20 protein-coding genes are annotated in these 16,814 nt (G+C 69.2%); 7 read left to right on the plus strand and 13 right to left on the minus strand.

The annotated features are described in order from the left end of the window. From ABEA07_RS17495 to ABEA07_RS17505, 3 genes are all read left to right on the plus strand, one after another. Positions 1-229 (plus strand): transglutaminase domain-containing protein (locus ABEA07_RS17495; RefSeq protein WP_345539432.1); only part of this gene is annotated, 229 nt, incomplete at its 5' end. Between the two features lie 10 nt (positions 230-239). Next, a complete protein-coding gene (locus tag ABEA07_RS17500) occupies positions 240-701 on the plus strand; it encodes a toxin C-terminal domain-containing protein (RefSeq protein WP_345539433.1) in 462 nt (153 codons plus the stop codon). Position 702: 1 nt separating this feature from the next. Further along, the gene (locus ABEA07_RS17505; RefSeq protein WP_345539434.1) at positions 703-900 is read left to right on the plus strand and encodes a hypothetical protein; all 198 of its coding nucleotides are present in this window, start codon (positions 703-705) and stop codon (positions 898-900) included. Between the two features lie 342 nt (positions 901-1,242). Here ABEA07_RS17505 and fliR read toward each other — a convergent pair whose 3' ends face one another. The 13 genes from fliR to fliF form a co-directional block, all read right to left on the minus strand. Then, a complete protein-coding gene (gene fliR, locus ABEA07_RS17510; protein ID WP_345539435.1) occupies positions 1,243-2,040 on the minus strand; it encodes a flagellar biosynthetic protein FliR in 798 nt (265 codons plus the stop codon). Positions 2,041-2,043: 3 nt separating this feature from the next. Beyond that, complete coding sequence (gene fliQ / locus ABEA07_RS17515; RefSeq protein WP_345539436.1) at positions 2,044-2,313, minus strand: flagellar biosynthesis protein FliQ; 270 nt, start codon at positions 2,311-2,313, stop codon at positions 2,044-2,046. Between the two features lie 10 nt (positions 2,314-2,323). Continuing rightward, positions 2,324-3,082 (minus strand): flagellar type III secretion system pore protein FliP, encoded by a 759-nt coding sequence (gene fliP / locus ABEA07_RS17520; protein WP_345539438.1) that lies wholly within the window; start codon positions 3,080-3,082, stop codon positions 2,324-2,326. Further along, positions 3,082-3,567 (minus strand): flagellar biosynthetic protein FliO, encoded by a 486-nt coding sequence (gene fliO, locus ABEA07_RS17525; protein WP_345539440.1) that lies wholly within the window; start codon positions 3,565-3,567, stop codon positions 3,082-3,084. The genes fliP and fliO overlap by 1 nt, the downstream gene beginning before the upstream one ends. Further along, positions 3,564-4,010 carry a flagellar motor switch protein FliN gene (gene fliN, locus ABEA07_RS17530; protein ID WP_345539442.1) on the minus strand — a complete coding sequence of 149 codons (447 nt, stop codon included), beginning with the start codon at positions 4,008-4,010 and terminating at the stop codon, positions 3,564-3,566. Before fliN ends, fliO begins: the two co-directional genes overlap by 4 nt. Beyond that, on the minus strand, positions 4,003-5,004 hold the full coding sequence (fliM, locus tag ABEA07_RS17535) for a flagellar motor switch protein FliM (protein ID WP_345539444.1): 1,002 nt from the start codon (positions 5,002-5,004) through the stop codon (positions 4,003-4,005). The genes fliN and fliM overlap by 8 nt, the downstream gene beginning before the upstream one ends. A gap of 17 nt (positions 5,005-5,021) precedes the next feature. Next, positions 5,022-5,519 (minus strand): flagellar basal body-associated protein FliL, encoded by a 498-nt coding sequence (gene fliL, locus ABEA07_RS17540; protein WP_345539445.1) that lies wholly within the window; start codon positions 5,517-5,519, stop codon positions 5,022-5,024. A 131-nt stretch (positions 5,520-5,650) separates the two neighbouring features. Then, entirely contained in the window at positions 5,651-7,027 is a 1,377-nt protein-coding gene (locus tag ABEA07_RS17545; RefSeq protein WP_345539446.1) for a flagellar hook-length control protein FliK, read from the minus strand. A 23-nt stretch (positions 7,028-7,050) separates the two neighbouring features. Beyond that, the gene (gene fliJ, locus ABEA07_RS17550; protein WP_345539447.1) at positions 7,051-7,506 is read right to left on the minus strand and encodes a flagellar export protein FliJ; all 456 of its coding nucleotides are present in this window, start codon (positions 7,504-7,506) and stop codon (positions 7,051-7,053) included. Between the two features lie 22 nt (positions 7,507-7,528). Further along, positions 7,529-8,932: a flagellar protein export ATPase FliI gene (gene fliI, locus ABEA07_RS17555; RefSeq protein WP_345539448.1), complete on the minus strand. Its 1,404-nt coding sequence runs from the start codon at positions 8,930-8,932 to the stop codon at positions 7,529-7,531. Further along, on the minus strand, positions 8,932-9,711 hold the full coding sequence (gene fliH, locus ABEA07_RS17560) for a flagellar assembly protein FliH (RefSeq protein WP_345539450.1): 780 nt from the start codon (positions 9,709-9,711) through the stop codon (positions 8,932-8,934). The genes fliI and fliH overlap by 1 nt, the downstream gene beginning before the upstream one ends. Then, the gene (gene fliG / locus ABEA07_RS17565) at positions 9,698-10,717 is read right to left on the minus strand and encodes a flagellar motor switch protein FliG (RefSeq protein ID WP_345539451.1); all 1,020 of its coding nucleotides are present in this window, start codon (positions 10,715-10,717) and stop codon (positions 9,698-9,700) included. The genes fliH and fliG overlap by 14 nt, the downstream gene beginning before the upstream one ends. Continuing rightward, entirely contained in the window at positions 10,714-12,414 is a 1,701-nt protein-coding gene (gene fliF, locus ABEA07_RS17570; protein WP_345539452.1) for a flagellar basal-body MS-ring/collar protein FliF, read from the minus strand. Before fliF ends, fliG begins: the two co-directional genes overlap by 4 nt. Positions 12,415-12,686: 272 nt before the next feature. Here fliF and fliE point away from each other — a divergent pair, with 272 nt between their 5' ends. The 4 genes from fliE (at position 12,687) to fliS (ending at position 16,783) form a co-directional block, all read left to right on the plus strand. Next, positions 12,687-13,007 carry a flagellar hook-basal body complex protein FliE gene (gene fliE / locus ABEA07_RS17575; RefSeq protein ID WP_345539453.1) on the plus strand — a complete coding sequence of 107 codons (321 nt, stop codon included), beginning with the start codon at positions 12,687-12,689 and terminating at the stop codon, positions 13,005-13,007. Positions 13,008-13,176: 169 nt separating this feature from the next. Next, positions 13,177-14,724: a flagellin N-terminal helical domain-containing protein gene (locus ABEA07_RS17580; RefSeq protein ID WP_345539454.1), complete on the plus strand. Its 1,548-nt coding sequence runs from the start codon at positions 13,177-13,179 to the stop codon at positions 14,722-14,724. A gap of 154 nt (positions 14,725-14,878) precedes the next feature. Then, complete coding sequence (gene fliD, locus ABEA07_RS17585) at positions 14,879-16,330, plus strand: flagellar filament capping protein FliD (protein WP_345539455.1); 1,452 nt, start codon at positions 14,879-14,881, stop codon at positions 16,328-16,330. A gap of 36 nt (positions 16,331-16,366) precedes the next feature. After that, positions 16,367-16,783: a flagellar export chaperone FliS gene (fliS, locus tag ABEA07_RS17590; protein ID WP_345539457.1), complete on the plus strand. Its 417-nt coding sequence runs from the start codon at positions 16,367-16,369 to the stop codon at positions 16,781-16,783. Positions 16,784-16,814 lie beyond the last annotated feature (31 nt).

Below are 16,814 nucleotides of genomic sequence, written 5' to 3' on the forward strand. Positions count from 1 at the left end.
TCTGCGCAACCACCCGGACCTCATCTACCAGTACGTCCGCAACAACGTCGAGTACTACCCCACCTTCGGCATCCAGAAGGGCGCCCTGGGTGCGGTTCTCGACAACCAGGCCACCGCCCACGACCAGGCCACCCTGATGGTCGAACTGCTGCGCGCCTCCAGCATCGAGGCCAACTACGTGCGCGGCATCGTCAAGCTCAGCGCCGCCCAGTTGGCCGAACCGGATTGACCCTTCCGGCTTGATCGCCCGCGAAGCCGTCGCGTTGGCGCAAGGTCTCGGAGGAGCCGTCAAGAGCGCGTGGAACGCTTCGGTAGCGGCGTTCCAGAACGAATCGCTGGCAGACATGGCGCTCAAGACCATCGAGGGACTCAATCCAGCGGCGGGAGAAGGCGGAGGGCTGCTTGCGAGCGCGGGTGTTAAATTGATTGGGGTTGCACAGGGAGCGCGGGCTATCGCAGAACCTGTCTACAAGACGACCAAGCAGGCCCAAGCGGCGGCCGAAGCACTGGGGTTCGTTCGGATCAACGAGACGGTGCACGATGGACAAGCGGTGTTCAGGCGAGGCAAGGACTTCATTACGAGAGACCTGGATGGACACAACGGCGGCGCGTGGAAGATGGCTGATTCAGTCAAGAACTTGGGCAGCAAAGAAACGAGAGCTGGGACTTTTGACATCAATTTGAACCGTATTGGAGATTGACATGGAGAAGGAATCGAATGTCCAGCCGCCCTGGGTTGCTAGAGGCAAGACTATCCGTCAACTGATCAAAGAATTGCAGTCTTTCGAGAATCAAGACTTGCTGGTCGAGATATCACTTGATGGTGGCAATACGCACAAGCCAATCAGTCTTGTGAAAAAGTCTAAGCAGACCTGTCTTCTGGTCAACAGCGAGATCTAGCTAGGAGCAACCCATCAAGACCAAGAGCGCCCGGGACGGTTCGATCGTGCTGCCTGCTGAATTGCCCCGGGTTTTGAGGAGGCTCAATCCTCTCAGAATGTTGAGCCTCCACAAAAACCGGGGCGATTTAAGCAATGGAGCCGCTTGCGTCCGCGCTTCTTGCGTTGATGTGCAGCCACCAGTGCCGGTTCCTCTTCGCCGGTTTCGGCCTGCGGCGTCTGAGCGGTGGCCGCGAGTGCTTCGCACCAGACAGGAAAGATGTTCACTCGCCAGGCTTTGGGGAAAGCAAAGCCCACACGTCGACTGACGTCGGCGACGACGAGGCAGATCGGCAGCTCCGAATCAGCGCCGCAGCGCCTGCGTCATCTCCACCAGCGACGCCAACCCGCCCGCGAAGCGCGGCCCGAGAAAGGCCCCCAGCTGCGGCATCAGCAACTGCAGCATGGCGATCCCTGCCAGCAGGGTGAGCGGGAAGCCCACCGCGAAGATGCTGAACTGCGGCGAGGCGCGGTTGAGGATGCCCATCGCGAGGTTGAGCGTGAGCAGCGCGGTGATCAGCGGCAGCGCCAGCATGAAGCCGGTGGCGAAGATCTGTGCGCCGCCGTGCACCAGCAGCAGCCAGCCCTGTGCCGCCAGCGGCGTGTCGGCGATGGGCACGGTCTGGAAGCTCTGGGCCAGCGCCGTGACCAGCAGCAGGTGCCCGTCCACCGCGAGGAAGATCAGCATCGCCAGCATGTGCAGCAGGCGCGCCACCACCATCGTGGCACCGCCGCTCATGGGGTCGAAGAAGGAGGCGAAGGACAGGCCCATCTGCAGGCCCACGTACTCGCCCGCCGCCAGCACGGCGGCGAAGACCATGCGCATGGCGAAACCCATGGCGGCGCCGATCAGCACTTGCTGCACCATGATCCACACGCCGCCGATCGAGATCACCGGCACCTGCGGCAGCGGCGGCAGCGTCGGGGCCAGCGCGACCGCGAGCAGCGCGGCCAGCGCCACCTTGACGCGGCGCGGCACGGTGGGCTCGCCGAAGATGGGCGCGGTGCCGATCAGCGCCAGCATGCGCACGAAGGGCCAGAGGAAGGCCACCACCCAGGCGTTCAGCTCCGCCGAGGTGACGGAAAAGACGCTCGCGCCCACAGGCTACGCGACCAGAAGAGGAATGCTGGAGAAGAGGGTGCGGATGTAGTCCAGCATCTGGCCCAGCATCCAGGGCCCGGCGATCACCAGCACGGCGAACACGGCCAGCAGCTTGGGAATGAAGGACAGCGTGGCCTCGTTGATCTGCGTGGCGGCCTGGAAGATGCTGATCACCAGGCCCACCACCAGTGCCACCAGCAGCAGCGGCGCGCCGAGCAGCAGCGAGACGTGGATGGCCTGGCTGCCGATGGACATGACGGATTCGGGTGTCATGACGCGATTCCTACGTGAAGAAACTTTGGGCGAGCGCGCCGATCAGCAGTTGCCAGCCGTCGGCCATGACGAAAAGCATCAGCTTGAAGGGCAGCGCAATGGAAGCAGGCGGCACCATCATCATCCCCATGGACATCAGCACGCTGGCGACCACCAGGTCGATGATCAGGAAGGGGATGAAGATGGTGAAGCCGATCTGGAAGGCCGTCTTGAGTTCGCTGATGACGAAGGAGGGCAGCAGGATGCGCAGCGGCACGTCCTCCGGCCCTTCCATGGCGGGCGCCTTGGCCAGCTTCGCGAAGAGGGCGAGGTCGTTCTCGCGCGTCTGCCGGAGCATGAAGGTCTTGAAGGGCGCCACGCCGAGTTCGAGCGCGCGCTCGGCGCTGATCTTGTTTTCCGACAGGGGCTTGTACGCCTCGTCGTAGGCCTTGTCGAAGACCGGCGCCATCACGAAGAAGGTGAGGAAGAGGGACAGGCCGACCAGGATCTGGTTCGGGGGCGCGGACTGCGTGCCCAGCGCGGTGCGCAGCAGGCCCAGCACGATCAGGATGCGCGTGAAGCTGGTCATGGACAGCAGCAGCGCCGGCAGGAAGGTGAGCGAGGTCAGCAGCACCAGCGTCTGCACGCTGAGCGACCAGGTCTGGCTGCCGCCGGGGCCGGGCGTGCTGGTCAGGCCCGGCAGGCCCTGCGCCAGGGCGAAGGCCGGCAGGCCGAGCGCGAGTGCCGCGAGTCCTGCACCGCGCAGGAACCGAGAAGCCTTGTGTCGCATCAGGCGCCCGGCTTCGGCTGGATGCCGAGGGATTCGCGCAGCTTCTGGGCGAACAGCTCGGCGGCCCTGGCGCCGCCGATGCCCGCGGAGGGCGGGGCGGCGGCTTCGGGCAGGGCTTGGGCAGGCAGGGTGTGCAGCGCGTTGACCTGGCTCGCGGTGACGCCCAGCACCAGCCAGGTCTGGCCGACTTCGACCACCACCACGCGTTCGCGCTGGCCCACCATCGCGCTGCCGAGCACCTTCAGCAGCGGGCTGCTGCCCAGCCGCGGCAGGCCGAAGCGCCGCGCCAGCCAGGCGCACAGAAAGATCAGGCCGAGCACCAGCACCATGCCCAGGCCCGCCTGCAGCAGGCCGCCGGCGCCGACGGCCGGCGCGGCCGGCTCGGGCGCGGGCACCGTCGGCAGGGCCGCGTGCGCGCAGGTGACCATGACGGCCAGCGCCATCAGGAATGCGACGGCAGCCGTGGGGACGCGCGACAGCTTCATGAACGGCTGAGCTTCTGCATGCGCTCGGAGGGCGTGACGATGTCGGTGAGGCGGATGCCGTACTTCTCGTTCACCACCACCACCTCGCCCTGCGCGATCAGGTAGCCGTTGATCAGCACGTCCAGCGGCTGGCCGGCCAGGGCGTCGAGCTCGACCACCGAGCCCTGCGACAGCTGCAGCAGGTTCTTGATGGTGATGCGGGTGCGGCCGATCTCGGCCATGAGCTGCACCGGGACGTCGAGGATGCGCTCGATCTCCACCGAGGTGCTGCTGCCGCCGGGCGCGCCCTGCAGCGGCTGGAAGACCTGGGCGCCGGCCGGCGAGGCGGCCGGCGCGGCGGCCTGCGGGCGTGCTGCGGGGGCGGGCGCGGCGGCAGCGGTCTGCTCGGCCAGCGCGGCAGCCCAGTCGTCCATGTCGCCGCCGGTGGAAGTGTTGTCAGTCATGGTCGCTCTTCGATTCGCTGTCTTGGTGGGAGATCATCTGTTGCACGCGCAGCGCGTAGCGCTCGTTGGAGACGCCGTAGCCGCACTCCATCACCGGCACGCCGTCGACGCGCGCGATCACGGTCTCGGGCAGCTCGATCGGCAGCACGTCGCCGACCGAAAGGCGCATCAGCTCGCCGATGGTGGTGGGAATGGTGACGAAGTCGGCGCTGAGCTCGACGTCGGCGCTCTGCATCTGCTGCGACATCTGCTTGACCCAGCGCTTGTCGATCTCGATCTCGTCCTGCACCGGGTTGGACAGCAGGTCGCGGATCGGCTCGATCATCGAGTAGGGGATGCACACGTGCAGGAAGCCGCCCACCGGGCCGAACTCGATCTGCAGCGTGGTGGTGATCACGACTTCGTTGGGCGCGACGATGTTGGCGAGCTTGCCGTGCATCTCGGCGCGGATGAAGTCGAAGGCCAGCGGAAACACCGGCTGCCAGGCGTCGCCGTAGCACTGCAGGCTGATGGCGAGCAGGCGCTTGATGATGCGCTGCTCGGTGCGCGTGAAGTCGCGGCCTTCCACGCGCACGTGGTAGCGGCCGTCGCTGCCGAACAGGTTGTCCACCACCAGGAAGACCAGCTTCGGGTCGAACACGAACAGCGCCGTGCCGCGCAGCGGCTTCATGTGCAGCATGTTGATGTTGGTGGGGACCGGCAGGTGGCGCACGAACTCGCCGTACTGCTGGATGCGGATCGCCTCCACCGAGATGTCGGGACTGCGGCGCATGAAGTTCAGCAACGCGCTGCGCAGGTGGCGCGCGAAGCGGTCGTTGATGACCTCCAGCGTGTGCATGCGCCCGCGCACCACCCGGTCGGGCGCGCCGAGGTCGTACACCGGCAGGCCGTCGGCCGGGGGCACGGGGGCGCTGCGCTGGTCGACCTCGCCCCCGGTGACGCCGGACAGCAGGGCATCGACCTCGTCCTGCGAGAGCACCTGTTCGTAGGCCATGTGTCAGCCGGCTCCGCTCACTGCACCACGAAGGTGTTGAAGGAGACGCTGGCGATGGCCTGCGGCGCGGCGTTGGCCGACAGCGGCCGGTTCAGCTCGGCACGAATTTCCTCGGCCAGCTTGGCCTTGTCCTCGGTGGACAGCAGGGTGTCGGGCTGGCGGTTCGACAGCAGCAGCAGCAGCCGGCCGCGCAGTTCCGGCATAAATTCGACCAGTTGCGCCTTGGCCTGCTCGTCGCTGACCTTGAGCGACATGCCGATGTGCAGGAAGCGGCTGCGGCCCTCCGACTGCACGTTCACGGTCAGCGGCTCGAGGGTCACGAAGATGGGCTTGGCCGCGGGCGCCGCTTTCGGGGCCGGCGACGCCGCGGCGTCATTGGCGAACAGGCTGCTGCGGCTCAGCGCGAAGCTGCCGCCCGCGATCGCGGCCAGGCTGGTGACGCACAGCAGGGCGATCAGCAGCTTCGAAGAGCGCGGCGAAGCATTCGCGGCGGGGGTAACGGTGGAGGTGGCCATGGTTCAGCGTTGGTACGGTTGTTATTTTTCAGCGGGCAGGCGCGGGGCGAAGGCCCGATCAAGGGGGGGAAAGGGCCTCAGATCGCGCGTTGCGCCGATGCAATTCCTCGGCGGATGCTCGGCACTTCTCTTCAGGCGAAGGTGTCCACTGTGCCGATGCGGGAGGAGGTGGTCCGTGCGGGCATGGGTGCCGCGACCGTATCGCCACGGGCCGCGCCGGGCCGGGCGCTCGCCGGGCCCGGCGAGGGCTGGCGCTGCTCCTGCTGCTGCGCGAAGCCGCCCATGCCGGCCCAGGGGCGCGACTCCGCGCCGACCGAGGTCTGGCCCAGGCTGATGCCCTGTTCGGCCAGGGTGCTGCGCAGCTGGGGCAGTGCGGCCTCGACCGCCTTGCGCACCGACTCGTGGGCCGACACGAACATGGCCTGCACCTGGCTGTCGCCCATGCCGAGCGTGATCTTGAGGGGACCCAGGCCGGCCGGGTTGAGGCTGAGTTCCGCCACCTGCTGGCCACCCGCGCGCATCCGCAGCATCTGGTGGCCCAGCGCCGGAGCCCATTCGGAGCTGCCGACGGGCGGGGCGAGGGCAGGGGCGGCGGTGCCGGCCGTTGGCGGTGGTGCGCGGTCCAGCGCGGGCTGCATGGCGCTGCCTGGCGCGGGCACGGTGGGCAGCGCGGCGGCCTGGGTGCCGGTCTGCGTGTCGGCCTGTTGTGCGGCCGCCGGGACCGGCAGCGCGAAGGAGGAGCCTTGCGCCGCGGCGCCTTCGGCCAGCGCGGGCGAGGAGGGGGTCGGCGCCGCGCTGTCGGCCGCGCCCGCGGCGGCGCTGCGGGTGGCCGCCTGGCCGCGGGCCGAGGGCTGAGTGCCCGCCGGCGGCACAGCGGGAGCGGACGCCCCCTGCGGCGCGGCTGCATCGGCCTTCTCGATGGCGGACGGCGCGAGCGGCAAGGACGCGACCGGGTCTGTCGGCGCGGCCGATACCTCGGCGGATGGCGCGGCGGCCGTGCCGGCGTCTGCCTGCAGGGTCTTGGCATCGGCGGCGGCGGCCTCGGTGGCCGTCGCCAGTGCTTCGGCGGCCCCATTGGCGCTTGGGGCGTCGACCGGAGCGGGCGCGCTGGCGAGCGCCGCATCCGGCGTGCCCGGCAGGGCTGCTGCGGTCGATCCGGCGGTGGTGCCGACCCTGCCGGCAGCCGCGGCGGCCGAGGCTTGCGCTCTCGCCGCATGGGCCTGGATCTGGGGCGCGAACAGGGCGATGGTCAGCAGCTCGCTGCCGGGCTCTTCCTTGCGCGCCGCGCCGCGGCCGGGCTTCTGTGGTGCGGCAGGTGCCTGGGCCTCGCCCGCCTCGGCACGGTCCTGCGACCGGCGCGCACCGGCGCGCGAGCGCTCCAGCACGGCGCCGAAGCCGCGTGCGTCGTCATCGCCGTCGGCGCGGCCGCGCGCACCGGGGAGCGCGCCGTTCTGCACGGTGGGTTGCGGGGCGGCCGGGGTGAGGGCGGAAGGAATGAAGGTGGGCATCGCGTTGTCCTCGCAGGAGGCTTTCAGAAGTTCGGTTGGGCCGCGCGATCGAAGAAGCGGCGGGTGGCGCGCTCGTCGCTTTCTCGCTGCTCGCGCTTGGCCTGGATCAGGGCCTCCTGGCGGCGGATGCGCTCGGCCAGGGTGTCGAAGGAGTTGAGGCGCCGCGCCTGGAACTGCCAGTCCCCGCGGCCGCGGTCCAGGCGCTGCGCGGCCTGCCGCGCGATGGCACGCTGCTGCTCGATGGCGCCGTCCAGCGTGCTCAGGAAGCTGTTGAAGTTGCGCCACTGCGAGGCCGGCAGGCCGTCGGCCATCAGGGCTTGCAACTGCTGAGCGTAGTCCTGCCGATACTGCAGCAGGAGGTCCAGCTTCTGGTCCGCGCCGATCTGCGCGGTCTGAAGGGCGCCGAGGCGGCGGGCGGCCTCTTCCTTGCGGTTGCGGGCCAGCTCCTGCAGGGTGTCGAGGGGAAGCTTCCGGGGCATGGTTCACTCCTTCTTTGGGACGTCACTCGAAAAGCCCGGCCATGCGCGCGACGGAGGCCGCATAGTCGGTGCGCTCGTCCATCGACTGCTGCAGGAAGGCCTCCATCTTGGGATAGAGGGCGATGGCCTGGTCCAGCTGCAGGTCGTGGCCGGCGGCATAGGCGCCGACGCTGATCAGGTCGCGGTTGCGCTGGTAGCGCGACAGCATCTGCTTGAAGCGCCGCACGGTGTCGAACTGGGAGGCCGGGATCAGCGCGGTCATGGCGCGGCTGATCGAAGCCTCGATGTCGATGGCCGGGTAGTGGCCGGCCTCGGCCAGCGAGCGCGACAGCACCACGTGCCCGTCGAGGATGGCGCGGGCCGAGTCGGCGATCGGGTCCTGCTGGTCGTCGCCCTCGGAGAGCACGGTGTAGAAGGCGGTGATCGAGCCGCCGCGGCCCTGCGCGTCGCGCGCGCCGTTGCCCGCGCGCTCGACCAGGGCCGGCAGCCTGGCGAAGACCGAGGGCGGATAGCCCTTGGTGGCGGGCGGCTCGCCCACGGCCAGCGCGATCTCGCGCTGCGCCATCGCGTAGCGGGTGAGCGAGTCCATGATCAGCAGCACGTCCTTGCCCTGGTCGCGGAAGTACTCGGCCAGGCAGGTGGCATAGGCCGCGCCCTGCAGGCGCAGCAGGGGCGAGTTGTCGGCGGGGGCGGCCACCACGACGGCGCGCGCCAGGCCTTCCTCGCCCAGGGTGTTCTCGATGAAGTCCTTCACCTCGCGGCCGCGCTCGCCGATCAGGCCGACCACGATCACCTCGGCGCTGGTGTAGCGGGCCATCATGCCGAGCAGCACGCTCTTGCCGACGCCGGAGCCGGCGAACAGGCCCATGCGCTGCCCTCGGCCGACGGTGAGCATCGCGTTGATGGCGCGCACGCCGGTGTCGAGCACGGCGTCGATGGGCGCGCGGGTGAGCGGGTTGATGGGCGGGGCCGACAGCGGCACCTTGCGGGCGATGTCCAGCGGTCCCAGTCCGTCGAGCGGGCGGCCGACGGCATCGACCACGCGGCCGAGCATGCCTTCGCCCACCGGCAGTCGCTTGCCGTGGGCCTCTGCGCCGGCCGCGGCCGAGCCCGGGCGGGCGAACACGCGGGCGCCGGGCAGCAGGCCCGAGACTTCGCTCTGCGGCATCAGGAACAGGCGGTCGCCGGCGAAGCCCACCACCTCGGCCTCCGCGTGGCGCTGCGGGTAGCCGGGCGGCAGCTCGACCAGGCAGTCGCTGCCCACGGGCAGCTGCAGGCCGACGGCTTCCAGCACCAGGCCGACGGCGCGGGTCAGGCGGCCGGACTGGACGACCGTCGGGCCGGTGCGCGCGACATCGGCGCGTGCCTGCGCCAACCTGGCGAGCCAGGCTTCGAGATGGGGATTGGACGGAGGCGCCGTGGTCATCACGGGCCCGCTGCGTCGGCGTCGCGGCTCAGGGCTGCGGTGACGGCCTTCCAGCGCGTTTCCAGGCTGGCATCCATCTCGCCGCTGGCGGACTGCACGCGGCAGCCGCCGCGCGCCAGCGTGTCGTCCGGGCGGACCTGCCAGCCGGCGGACTGAAGCTCGTTGCCCAGGCTGTTCTTCACCAGGGCCACATCGTCGGGATGGAGGAGCAGGCGAGGCTCGCCCTGCAGGGCCGGTTCGGCATGCAGCAGGTCCTGCACCAGCGGCAGCACCCATTCGGGCTCGGCGCGCAGCGTGCGGTGCACCACCTGGCGCGCGATGTCCATCGCCAGCGTGAGGATGGCGTCGGCCAGTTCGCTTTCGGCATGGCGCAGCGCGGCAGGCAGGCTGGCGGCCAGTGCGCGCAGTTGTTCGGCATGCACGCTCGCCGCGGCGAGGCCGGCGGCCAGGCCCTCGGCGTGGCCTTCGGCATGGCCCCGGGCCAGTCCCTCGCGGTGCCCTTCGGCGCGCCCCTCGGTGCGGGCGGCCAGGCGCAGCCTCGACAGCTCGTTGTCGCGCGCCAGGGCCTCGGCGCCCACGCGCGGAACGACCGGGGCGTGCACCGTCTCCGGCGCAGGGGCGTCGCCTTCCAGCACGCCCATCTCCCATCGCTGCCAGGCGGACAGGGTGGGCCTCGGCGGCGGCGCGGTCCGGGTGGCCGGGCGCGTGTTCGCGTAGGCCGTGGCGAGCCGCGCGCGCGAGCCGGCGGCGGCGGGGGTGGCTGGCTTAGACGAAGTCATCGGTGCCCGGAGCGGAGATCGTCACCTCGCCGGCATCCGCCAGGCGGCGCACCACCTGCAGGATGGCCTTCTGCTCGGCCTCGACCTGCGAGACGCGCACGGGGCCGCGCAGCTCGATGTCCTCGCGCAGGGTCTCGGCGGCGCGCTGCGACATGTTCTTGAGGAACTTGTCGCGCAGTTCCTGGGTGGTGCCCTTGAGCGCGATGATGAGCGACTCGGATTCCACGTCCTTGAGCAGGCGCTGGACGTAGCGGTCTTCCAGGTCCAGCAGGTTCTCGAAGACGAACATCTCCTCGACGATGCGCTGCGCCAGGCTCTCGTCGTGCTCGCGCACGTGGGCGATCGCCTCTTCCTCCTGGGCGGTGGTCATCAGGTTGACGATCTCGGCCGCGGTGCGCACGCCGCCCAGGCGGCTGCGCTTGAGGCCTTCGCCCGACAGCATCTCGGTGAGCACGTCGGTCAGCTCGGCCAGGGCCGCGGGCTGCACGCCGCCGAAGGTGGCCACTCGCATGATCACGTCGTGGCGCAGCCGCGCCGGCAGCTTCTCCAGCACTTCCGAGGCCTTCTTGCGGTCCAGGTGGATCACCAGCGTGGCGAGGATCTGCGGATGCTCGTCGCGGATCAGTTCCACCACCTCGCCGGCTTCCAGGTCGTTGAGCCTTTCGATGCCGCCGTGCGGCTCCTCGGGCTGCAGGATGTCCTCCAGCAGGTTGCTGGCACGGTCGTCGCCCAGCGCCTTGCGCAGCACGGCGCGGATGTAGCCGCCCGAACCCAGGTGCAGGGCCGAGAGCTGTTCGGTCTCCATCCGGAACTCGCCCAGCACCGAAGCCAGCTCCTCCTTCGACACCTGGGCCAGCTTGGCCATGGCGGCGCCCAGGGACTGCACCTCGGTGGTGGGCAGATGGTGCAGCGCGGCGGCGGCCCGGTCCTCGCCCAGGGCCATCAGGAGGATGGCGGCCTTGCGGGTGCCGGCTTCGGCCTGGCTCATCGAGAGGGCTTGGCTCATGACGGGTTCATCCATTGCTTGATCAGGGAAGCGACCAGGCGCGGGTCCTGTTCGGCCACCTGCTGGGCGTAATCGAGGTCGGCCTTGCGGCGCTCGGCCTCGCGCTCGCGGGCGCTTTGTTCGGCGACCGCGGCCTCGTCGTCCGGGTCGATGGGCGCGACGGCAGGCTCGGGCGCTGCCGAGGCCGGCGGCGGGGCGAGGTGCTTGCGCAGCAGCGGCCGCAGCACCGCGAACCAGGCGAACAGGGCCAGCAGGGCGAGCAGCAGGTACAGGCCGGCGCTCTTGGCGAGTTCGATGTTGTCGCGGTCCTTCCAGAAGGGCAGCTCGGCCTTCGTGTCCTCCTGGCCGTCGCGGGCGAAGGCACTGTTGACCACGTTGAGCGAGTCGCCGCGCTCCTGGCTGAAGCCCATGGCCTCCTTGGCCAGGTTGCGCACCTGCTCCAGCTCGGCCGGCGTCAGCGCGCGCGGCTTGCCGTCGGGGCCGGCCAGGTGGTTGACCACCACCGCCACCGACAGGCGCCTGATGCCGCCGGCCGCCTGCTGCACGTGGCGGATCGAGCGGTCGAGTTCGTAGTTGGTGGTGACGTCCTTGCGCAGGCTGCTGGGGCCGGCCGGGGCGGCAGCGGCGGTCGAGGCCGTGGTGGCGGCGCCCTGCGCCCGGGCGGCGCCCGGGGCCGCATTGGCCGGGGCATTCGCGGGGGGCGCGACGATCGGCGCGCTGGGCGTGGGCGGCGGCTGATTCGACAGCGCACCCGGCACACCGCCCGCAGGCGTGCCGCCCTGCTGGCTCGATTCGCTGGACTGCTGGCTGCGGACCGCGGCGTTGCGCGGGTCCTGGTTGGGCGCGAACTTCTCCTCGGTGCGCTCGACCACGGAGAAGTCGATGTCGGCCGCCACCTGGGCGTGCACATTGCTCTGTCCGAGGATGGGCTGCAGGATCGCCTCGATGCGGCGGATGTAGCCCTGCTCGATCTCCTGCGCATACTTGAGCTGGCTCACGTCCAGCCCGCGCGCGCCCGCATTGGCGGCCGACAGCAGGTTGCCGCGCTGGTCCACCACCGTCACGCTCTTGGGGTCGAGCTCCGGCACGCTGCTGGAGATCATGTGCACGATCGCGCTGACCTGGCCTTCGTCGATGCCGCGGCCGCGGTGCAGCGCGAGCACCACCGAGGCGGAGGGCTTCTTCTGCTCGCGCACGAAGAGCGAGGGCTTGGGCAGGGCCAGGTGCACGCGGGCCGACTCGACCGTGCCGATCGATTCGATGGAGCGGGCCAGCTCGCCCTCCAGGCCGCGCTGGTAGTTCACCTGCTCGGCAAACTGGCTGGTGCCGAATTTCTGGTTGTCCAGCAGCTCGAAGCCCACGCCGCCGCCCTTGGGCAGGCCCTGGGCGGCGAGCTTGAGGCGCACTTCCGGTACCTTGTCGCCGGCGATCAGGATCGCGCTGCCGCCCTCGGCGAACTTGTAGGGCACGTTCATCTGCGTGAGCGAGGCGATGATCGCGCCGCCGTCGCGGTCCGACACGTTGGTGTAGAGCACCTTGTAGTCGGGCGCGCGGCTCCACAGCATGAAGGCCGCGGCAGCCGCCACCAGGGCGGCGCCGCCGATGATCAGCGGCAGCTTCGGCTGGGCGCGCAGGCGCTCCAGCAGCGCCGGCGCGGCGGGCATGCCGGGCGCTGCCGGGATGGCCGTCGTGCTCATGCGCGTGCTCCGGCCATGGCGGACTGGCCGGCCATGGGGAGCGTGGAAAGTCGGGAAAGGAAGGTCATGCCGAGAGGTGCAGCAGGGGCTTTTTGTTCGAGGTGATTCTCTGCAGCGGCCGCGAAATCGATTGACCGAACAGCCGGGGTTTTTCCCGTCAGTTGGGCGCATCCGTTTCGGTGGCCCGCGGTTACGCTGAGGACACGCGGGAGTGCCACGACCCCTCTATGGCGCGCCCACCGTGTTCAAGAAAGCAAGAAAAGGTTCTCTCCATGTCCATTGCCGCGATCGAATCCGTCCTGCAACAGATGCGCGTGACCGCGCTCCAGACCGGCATCGCGCCGCACGTCGCCGAGGCGGCGGGCCCCCGGGGCGGCTTTGCCGCCGAGCTGAAGCGCTCGCTCGACGGCATCAGCGCCGCGCAGAACGGCGCCAACGCCCAGGCCGAGGCCTTCGAGCTGGGCAAGCCGGGAGTGGCGCTCAACGACGTGATGGTCGACCTGCAGAAAGCCGGCGTCGCCTTCCAGACCGGGCTGCAGGTGCGCAACCGCCTGGTGACGGCCTACCAGGAAATCATGAGTCTGCCCGCCTGAGCCCGCCGCGGCCTTCGCATTGCCAACTAAGTCGCAGATTTCAACCCTAAAGGTTTGAGGACCGTCGCCGATAACTACAACAACGATGGCTTGACTCTCACTGTGGGATCGGGTCCAGCGTTGCGGCCGGAGGGCCGGATTCCACAACCTTTGTCATTAGGAGTTTGAAATGGCGCAAGTCATCAACACCAACTATCTGTCGCTGGTCGCTCAGAACAACCTGAACAAGTCGCAGAGTTCCCTGAACAACGCGATCGAGCGTTTGTCGTCGGGCATGCGCATCAACAGCGCCAAGGACGACGCCGCCGGCCAGGCCATCGCCAACCGCTTCACCGCCAACGTCAAGGGCCTGACCCAGGCCGCGCGCAATGCCAACGACGGCATCTCGCTCGCCCAGACGACGGAAGGCGCGCTGAACGAAATCAACAACAACCTGCAGCGCGTGCGCGAGCTGTCGGTGCAGGCCGCCAACGGCACGAACTCCGCCAGCGATCTGAAGTCGATCCAGGCTGAAATCAAGCAGCGCATGGACGAAATCGACCGCGTGTCGGCCCAGACCCAGTTCAACGGCGTGAACGTCCTGGCCAAGGACAGCAAGCTCAGCATCCAGGTCGGCGCCAACGACGGCGAGACGATCGACATCAACCTGAAGGAAATCACCTCCAAGACGCTCGGCCTGGGCAACCTGGACATCACGAAGAAGTCGCTCGACCTGTCGACCGTGAGCGCTTCGGCGACGACCGTCGTCACCCCCGGCTCGACCGGCGCCACCACCTCGGTGAACCTGACGGCCGTCGACAGCGCGGCGGCCAGCTCGTACACCGTGTACGTCGACGACGCCGATGCCGACACGCTCTACGTGTCCGACGACGGCGGCACGACCTTCTACGCCGCCACCTACGACAGCGCTTCCGGCACGCTGGCATTCGACGGCTCGACCCCGCTGGGCGCCGCGCCGACCGCCACGCTGGCGGCCGCCGGCCAGGAAATCTCGACCGGCACCGGCGCGACCGTCAACGTCGACAACGTCAAGGCCGTCAACACCGACGCCGCAGCGTCGATCGAGATGTACGTCGACCAGAACGGCGACTGGTTCGTGTCGAACGACGGCGGGACGACGGTCATCACCGCGGCCTTCGACGCCACGACCGGCCAGGTCACCTACGACAGCGCCGACTTCGCGACCGCCGCCGCCCCGACGACCGGCATCTCCGACGCGATCACCAGCTACGAAGTGCCGCCGGTCGCGGTGCCGGACGTCACGGCCGACCTGTCCGGCCTGTCGGCCGGCGCGGTGGGCGCCTCGCCGACCCTGCACAAGGTCACGAACGCCGACGGCTCTGCCGGCGGCTACGTGGTGAAGGGCGAGCTCAACGGCGCCGACGTGTACTACAAGGCGAACGTGGCCAACGACGGCACCGTGACCCTGGGCGAGCAGTACAACCCGGACCCGCTGGCCGGCATCGACGAGGCCCTGGCCGGCGTCGACGAGCTGCGCAGCCAGCTGGGTGCGGTGCAGAACCGCTTCGAGTCCACGATCACCAACCTGAACAACACGACCAACAACCTGTCGGCCGCCCGTTCGCGCATCGAGGACGCCGACTACGCGGTGGAAGTGTCGAACATGACGCGTGCCCAGATCCTGCAGCAGGCCGGTACGTCCGTCCTGGCGCAGGCCAACCAGACCACGCAGGGCGTTCTCTCGCTGCTGCGCTGATCGGCAACCAACGCGCCCTTGCATCTGCCGCCAGGCAGGTGCGCGCGGCGCAGACGCGGGCCTTCGGGCCGCGCGTCTGCGCTTTTCTCTGCGGCCTCGCACGTGGCGGCCGCAGAGAAAAGCGAAACAGAACTGGAAACAAGGAAGACCAACGATGGCAGTCAGCAGCATCGGCGTCGGCTCCGGCCTGGACCTGGGCGGCTTGCTCGAGAAACTGGAGACGTCCGAGAAGCAGCCGCTCGTGGCGATCCAGAAGCGGGCGACCAGCTACACCACGAAGCTCTCGGCGTACTCGCAGGTGCAGAGCGCGCTCAACACGCTGAAGTCCGCCGCGGACAAGCTCGGCGACCCGGACTTCTTCAAGACGGTGAAGTCCTCGATCACCGGCGACGCCGACGTGCTGAGCGCGGCCACCAGCGGCACGTCGGTGGCCGGCAGCTACGCCATCGACGTCACGCAGCTGGCGCAGGCCCAGTCGCTGGTCTCGGCCGGGCAGGTGGATGCCAAGGCGGCGATCGGCAAGGGCACCATCACCATCAAGTTCGGCGCCATCACCGGGGGCACGCTGAACCCGGTCACCGGCCAGTACAGCGGCGCCGGCTTCCAGGTGGATGCCGAGCGCAAGAGCGCGACGATCACCATCGGCGAGGGCGCCAATACGCTCGAAGGCATCCGCAACGCCATCAACAAGGCCAATGCCGGCGTGACCGCCAGCATCGTGAACGACGGCAGCGGCACGCCCCATCGCCTGGTGCTGACCTCGACGCAGACGGGTGAATCGTCGAGCATGCAGATCTCCGTGGCCGGCGACGCCGCGCTGCAGAACCTGCTGGCCTACGACCCCGCCGGAACGCAGACGATGCGGCAGACCACGGCCGGCCAGGATGCCAGGCTCAACGTCAACGGCATCGACATCGTCAGCGCCAGCAACACCGTGCAGGAGGGCATCCAGGGCACCACGCTGACGCTCGCGAAGACCGGCACCAGCCATCTCAAGCTCGTCAGCGACACCTCCGCGATCTCCGCCGCCATCACGGCCTTCGTCAACGCATACAACGGCCTGCAGAGCACCGCCTCCAAGCTCACGGCCTACGACGCCGACACCAAGACCGGCGCCGCCCTGATGGGCGACCAGACGCTGCGCAACGTGCTGACGCGGGTGCGCCAGACACTGACCGGCACGCAGGCGGGCGGGCCCAACGACATGAAGGTGCTGTCGGAGATCGGCGTGAGCTTCACGAAGGAGGGCACGCTGGAGGTCGACTCGGCCAAGCTGACCGCCGCCCTGGGCAAGAACCTCGACGGCGTGGGCAAGTTGTTCTCCAGCGCGGCCGGCGGTACCGGCGGCTACGGCAAGCAGGTGAGTGCGCTGGTGACGGACGTGACCTCCAGCGCCGGCCTGCTGACCGTCGCCACCAACGGCGTGAATGCCACGCTGGAAGACCTGAGCGACCAGTACAACGCCGTGCAGGAACGGGTCGACGCCACGATGGAGCGCTACCGCGCGCAGTTCACCCAGCTCGACGTGCTGATGAACAGCCTCAACAGCACCATGACCTACCTGTCGCAGCAGTTCGAGGCGATGAACGCCGCGAGCAAGAAGTAAAGAAGCGAAGAACTCACCAACCCAAGAAGGCTGCCGATGTACACACCGCACAACTACAGGACCGGCGCCGGCGCGTATGCGCGCCTGGGCGTCGAGACACAGGCGATGAGCGCCACGCCGCACCAGCTCATCTGCATGCTGTTCGATGGCGCCGTGGCCGCCATCGGGATGGCACGCCATCACATCGCCGAGCGCGACCTCGCGGCCAAGGGCCGCGCGATCTCGAAGGCGGTCGGCATCGTCGCCGACGGGCTGAAGGCCAGCCTCGACGCGAAGTCGGCCGGCCCCGCAGGTGCGGAGCTGGTGGCCAACCTGTCCGCGCTGTACGACTACGTGATCCGGCGCCTGCTGCAGGCCAACCTGCACGACGACACGCAGGCGCTGGACGAGGCCGAATCCCTTCTGAACAACGTGGCGTCCGCGTGGCGCGAGATCGGCGCGGCCGGTCATTGACATCTGCGCCAAGAACAGGAAAGGGAGAACG

The sequence above is a fragment of the Variovorax defluvii genome (genome assembly GCF_039541515.1).
In the GTDB taxonomy this organism is placed as follows: Bacteria; Pseudomonadota; Gammaproteobacteria; order Burkholderiales; family Burkholderiaceae_C; genus Variovorax; species Variovorax defluvii.

What these genes read in the sequence shown, in the direction of transcription:
- ABEA07_RS17505 (WP_345539434.1), top strand. Translation starts at nt 703, where the DNA reads ATGGAGAAGGAATCGAATGTCCAGCCGCCCTGGGTTGCTAGAGGCAAG.
- fliQ (WP_345539436.1), bottom strand. Translation starts at nt 2,313, where the DNA reads ATGACACCCGAATCCGTCATGTCCATCGGCAGCCAGGCCATCCACGTC.
- fliP (WP_345539438.1), bottom strand. Translation starts at nt 3,082, where the DNA reads ATGCGACACAAGGCTTCTCGGTTCCTGCGCGGTGCAGGACTCGCGGCA.
- fliO (WP_345539440.1), bottom strand. Translation starts at nt 3,567, where the DNA reads ATGAAGCTGTCGCGCGTCCCCACGGCTGCCGTCGCATTCCTGATGGCG.
- fliN (WP_345539442.1), bottom strand. Translation starts at nt 4,010, where the DNA reads ATGACTGACAACACTTCCACCGGCGGCGACATGGACGACTGGGCTGCC.
- fliM (WP_345539444.1), bottom strand. Translation starts at nt 5,004, where the DNA reads ATGGCCTACGAACAGGTGCTCTCGCAGGACGAGGTCGATGCCCTGCTG.
- fliL (WP_345539445.1), bottom strand. Translation starts at nt 5,519, where the DNA reads ATGGCCACCTCCACCGTTACCCCCGCCGCGAATGCTTCGCCGCGCTCT.
- ABEA07_RS17545 (WP_345539446.1), bottom strand. Translation starts at nt 7,027, where the DNA reads ATGCCCACCTTCATTCCTTCCGCCCTCACCCCGGCCGCCCCGCAACCC.
- fliJ (WP_345539447.1), bottom strand. Translation starts at nt 7,506, where the DNA reads ATGCCCCGGAAGCTTCCCCTCGACACCCTGCAGGAGCTGGCCCGCAAC.
- fliI (WP_345539448.1), bottom strand. Translation starts at nt 8,932, where the DNA reads ATGACCACGGCGCCTCCGTCCAATCCCCATCTCGAAGCCTGGCTCGCC.
- fliH (WP_345539450.1), bottom strand. Translation starts at nt 9,711, where the DNA reads ATGACTTCGTCTAAGCCAGCCACCCCCGCCGCCGCCGGCTCGCGCGCG.
- fliG (WP_345539451.1), bottom strand. Translation starts at nt 10,717, where the DNA reads ATGAGCCAAGCCCTCTCGATGAGCCAGGCCGAAGCCGGCACCCGCAAG.
- fliF (WP_345539452.1), bottom strand. Translation starts at nt 12,414, where the DNA reads ATGAGCACGACGGCCATCCCGGCAGCGCCCGGCATGCCCGCCGCGCCG.
- fliE (WP_345539453.1), top strand. Translation starts at nt 12,687, where the DNA reads ATGTCCATTGCCGCGATCGAATCCGTCCTGCAACAGATGCGCGTGACC.
- ABEA07_RS17580 (WP_345539454.1), top strand. Translation starts at nt 13,177, where the DNA reads ATGGCGCAAGTCATCAACACCAACTATCTGTCGCTGGTCGCTCAGAAC.
- fliD (WP_345539455.1), top strand. Translation starts at nt 14,879, where the DNA reads ATGGCAGTCAGCAGCATCGGCGTCGGCTCCGGCCTGGACCTGGGCGGC.
- fliS (WP_345539457.1), top strand. Translation starts at nt 16,367, where the DNA reads ATGTACACACCGCACAACTACAGGACCGGCGCCGGCGCGTATGCGCGC.